A 549-nucleotide genomic window follows, 5' to 3' on the forward strand; every position below is an offset into this window, starting at 1 on the left:
CCAACCCTGCCCGACCGCTGATGACAGCATCTTTGCCGCAGTAAATTGCCACCGCGGTGGCGCGCTCCATCGGCGTCAGCGAGCGATTCTTCAAGAACACCAACCCAGGTAGTGCCCGTGACCAGCTGCCGTCCGGCTGGGTGCGTCGAACGATTGTCTTCGACGCCACCCCGAGCTCGAGGAGATGCGCTGTCCTCATGAAACCGCGATCGGACGCGGCCGCAATCACCTTCGCATCGATTCGTGGTCCACCCCGTTTCATGCCCTTGATGATGCACAATCCAGAAACCCCGAATCCGACACGACGATGGGAAACACATTGCCCTGTGGATAACTCACGTCCTGTGGACAAACTCCGCCCACGAGCGCCTCACCAAGATCGAGTGCACTCGGCAAGCCGCTGCCCGCACTCGACCCGAGGTCCACTCGATGTGCCATTGACTGGCGAAAAGGCCACTGAAGGTCGCATTGAGTGGGACTGTCTGAATAACGGTTGATCCGGTCCTTGGTTCGACACGCCGAGCTCAGCTTGGTGGGAAGGATCGACGA

General features: G+C 59.9%; 1 pseudogene. It reads right to left on the reverse strand.

The features are described 5' to 3' along the window. Positions 1-262: pseudogene (locus R4P47_RS25060) on the reverse strand (hypothetical protein); the annotation flags it as partial. Positions 263-549 lie beyond the last annotated feature (287 nt).

Source organism: Rhodococcus sp. IEGM 1370 (assembly GCF_033142325.1).
GTDB lineage: Bacteria > Actinomycetota > Actinomycetes > Mycobacteriales > Mycobacteriaceae > Rhodococcoides.